This is a genomic window from Gelidibacter sp. (assembly GCF_035577925.1).
In the GTDB taxonomy this organism is placed as follows: Bacteria; Bacteroidota; Bacteroidia; order Flavobacteriales; family Flavobacteriaceae; genus Gelidibacter.
This window is the reverse complement of sequence record NZ_DATJCY010000356.1, coordinates 1-3,238: the sequence shown is the minus strand read 5'-3', so window position 1 is coordinate 3,238 and position 3,238 is coordinate 1. Positions and strand designations below refer to the sequence as shown.

The window sequence follows — 3,238 nt, the reverse complement described above, 5'->3', positions numbered from 1 at the left end:
AAACCTGCATAAACCATTCTTCAAAAACACCTTTCCCCATTAAAAAGCTAATAAAGCTTTCATTTTGATTGCTACTATCTGCAAAAAGCAGAACAGGGGAAAATAGTAATGCTATTATCAGTATCTTTTTAGTCATTATAATATTGTTTTAGTTGATTCATAGTGTCGGTTATAATTTCCTCATCTGTTCTTGATGAATTAATTGAGTTATATTCAGACTTTCCATTCGAGATGTTTTTGTAGTAATCATTGTTGTTGTATTTTTTATTTGTGAACGAAAGTGAATTCACAAATTTTCGCCAATCCATAAGAATCTGGTGGTATAATAGAATTCTTTTACCTCTTGGCATAGGTGTGTTTCTAGAAATCTTGAAGTTGGATTTCATTAAATTCAATTGAGTTCTTAAGTTCTGAATACTGCCATTTGATACAGCTTTTTGATAATCATTGTTTGTTTCAAAATTCCAATCTGTATAATTCTGTGGATTGGATGGGAAATTCACAAGGGGTTTTAACTGTTTTTTGTAATATAGTTGCCATAATGGATCCGCTTCCACAGTTGTAGAAGTATTGTGCATAAAATCTTTTTCATATTCTTTTGTAACCGTGTCCGCTTGTTGCAATATTTCTTCTGCGAATTTTTGCTGCTTATGGAGTTCTAAAAGTCTCAATGATTCATGGCCTGTCGGTTTTAAAGGACGGATATCTGGACCTTTTTTATATTTTTTATTTCTTTTTGGTGCTAAATCACCCCATATTAACCAATATGCTGCATTGGTTGGAATTCCAAATAGTTTTTGTGCTTTTGGAGTCATTGGAGCCCATTCTTCAAACACCATTCTTTTGTGTTGATTAACAATATGTTTGTCATTCAGCTTGTTTTGCCCATATGCAAAAAATGAAAACAGAAGAATAGGAATAAATAGTCTTGATTTCATTAGTAATATTGGTTTAATTGATTCATAATGTTGTTAATGATTGCCTTGTCTATGGAGTAAAAAGTTCCAAGTATTGGAATTGATTGAATCAGACTTTTGTTATTGGCATTCTTAAGCCATGATGTAGTTCCCAAAATTGAGAGATATAAATTTCTTAATTTGTAAAGAACATTTGTGACAAATCTGTGCCTATCATATTGGTCAAGCAAATAGTCTGAATTTACCTTCATTATCATATTTTCAATCTCATTTTTAACGGCTAGGTACTGGTCTAGAGTCTCTATATAGTATTCATACTTTATGGTTGCATAGAGAGGGTTGTCTAATGTTAATTGTGATAATGTTGACAATTCCTGTGTGATTTTTGTTACGTAGTCGTACATTAATCCAACCGATTTACCATCCTTAATTAAGCCATTTATATTTCTGAGGTTATCATATAAAAATTCATTTATAGCAATTACCTTGGCCATTTTACCTTGGACATCTCCATAAATTTTTCTTTGCTTTTCAGTAGATTTTTTGATTTGATCATTGCTTAACAATCTAACAGCTTGATTTTTTGTCAACTGCTCTAGAAGTTTTTGATTGATAACGACTGTTGCCTGTTGTGAAAACAAACTATTTGAAAATATTAAAATGAGTAGGATTAAAATTATTTTTTTCATGGCATTAAAAATTATTAAGTATGTCTTGAATAATCTGTTTGTCTTTATTGATGATATCTTGAAGAATTGCTTTGTTCAGATTTTTTTTTCTGACCATATCTTTCGCAGTAAAATAAAGCATGTGTGAATCTATTTTTATGCGTTTTACTTCATTAATTGCATAATCAATTAGGATTTTTCTTTCAGCCTTTTCCATTTGATTTATTATCCCATAACTGCTAACGACACCCACGATATATAAAAGCACATCCTGAGCATCTTGAACAAAGTGAAACTCATTTGGCAACAATTGTAAAAGCCATAAGTTATCTTCTACGAGTTGATATAATTTTTCCTGATTTTCAATTGTTTCGTTAAGCTCTCTGCTGATTACAATTCCAGCAGGTGCTGCCTGGATTAAAAGTGAAACTGAATTTAATCGACTTTGAACATTTCTCTTTAGGTTTTTAAATTTGTTCCACTCTGATTTATTATAACCTTCTGCAGCTACATTGGTAATTTGCTTCTTATGCATTTCTGTTTGTCTTTCATCCTCCTTCATTGTGTTTTTTATCTCCTGATTCATCATAATGAAGTCAACGTTATCCTTTTCCCAAGGCTTTTTATTGGAGCCAAAAGAAACTGACAAAATCCAAATTATGGGTAGTGCTACTAAAAATAATTTTGCTCTCATCTTAAAATATATGTTTGTATTGTTGCATTATATTTTCAATAATATCCTTGTCAGTATTTATATAGCCTTGGAAAGGATTGATTGATTTCCAGAAACCTACTCTAATTGCTCTTTCAATATTGATTTTAATGGTAAGAAGAATGATTCTTAGGTTTGTGATTTTCTGATCTAAACTGAATAGTACTTTATATCGATCACCTGCAGTCGCTAAATCTTTTTCACCTCCTGTCAGGATGTCTGTTATATCTGCAGATATTTCAGTTACTCTTTCAAAAGCTAGTTGAGTTGTTTTTGCTCCAAACACCGCATATTGGGGATGCTCCGCAACTAGGTCTGTAATATCACTGGAATAAGAAATACATTTATTTACGTTCTGATAAATTTTTTGTACTTGAATTCCATTTTGTAATGTGCCTGATACTTCTTTCAACCCTTTATATACTTTATTTTGAATGTCATTAGCCCATGCCATTTGTGTTGCAACATAGGCTTGTGCTTGCTGCAATTTAGTTTGTTGTTCAATGGTTTCTTTTTGCTTCTTTTCCATAACATTTGAGTACATACCGAGCGCAAGTGTAGTCGTTGGGTCTAAATAAAGATTTTGACTATATGATTTTTGCATCAACAAAAAAGTGAAAAATGAAGTGAATAATACCTTCTTAATTGTAAGCTGTTTCATATCTATTTTTTTTTATTATTTCAGTAAGATTATGTCCTGTAGACTTCATTAAATTTTCAATTTGTTTAATAGGGGTAACATATTTATTAGCGTGTTTTATTTTATTGTAAAACGCAAGCAACTCACTAGAAAGCGGCGCTTTATATAAATTGATTAATGTAAATAATTCACTAAATGAGTTTTCAAAATTCTTTGAATCTTTGACGAAAGCTTTAATTGCCTCTTCGTGTGAATCATAGGCTTCGTAATAATAAGAAAGTGCAACTTTCTCTGGTTTTTC

5 protein-coding genes are annotated in these 3,238 nt (G+C 31.1%); all 5 read right to left on the bottom strand.

The window, feature by feature from the left end; all coding sequences use genetic code 11:
- Positions 1-128: 128 nt before the first annotated feature.
- Complete coding sequence (locus VNJ50_RS13685) at positions 129-938, bottom strand: hypothetical protein (protein ID WP_325582847.1); 810 nt, start codon at positions 936-938, stop codon at positions 129-131.
- Complete coding sequence (locus VNJ50_RS13680) at positions 938-1,606, bottom strand: hypothetical protein (protein ID WP_325582845.1); 669 nt, start codon at positions 1,604-1,606, stop codon at positions 938-940. The genes VNJ50_RS13685 and VNJ50_RS13680 overlap by 1 nt, the downstream gene beginning before the upstream one ends.
- A gap of 4 nt (positions 1,607-1,610) precedes the next feature.
- Positions 1,611-2,279 carry a hypothetical protein gene (locus VNJ50_RS13675; RefSeq protein WP_325582843.1) on the bottom strand — a complete coding sequence of 223 codons (669 nt, stop codon included), beginning with the start codon at positions 2,277-2,279 and terminating at the stop codon, positions 1,611-1,613.
- A 1-nt stretch (position 2,280) separates the two neighbouring features.
- Complete coding sequence (locus VNJ50_RS13670) at positions 2,281-2,958, bottom strand: hypothetical protein (RefSeq protein WP_325582841.1); 678 nt, start codon at positions 2,956-2,958, stop codon at positions 2,281-2,283.
- Positions 2,939-3,238, bottom strand: a 300-nt coding sequence (locus VNJ50_RS13665) for a hypothetical protein (protein WP_325582839.1), incomplete at its 5' end; no start/stop codon positions are given. The genes VNJ50_RS13665 and VNJ50_RS13670, both read right to left, overlap by 20 nt.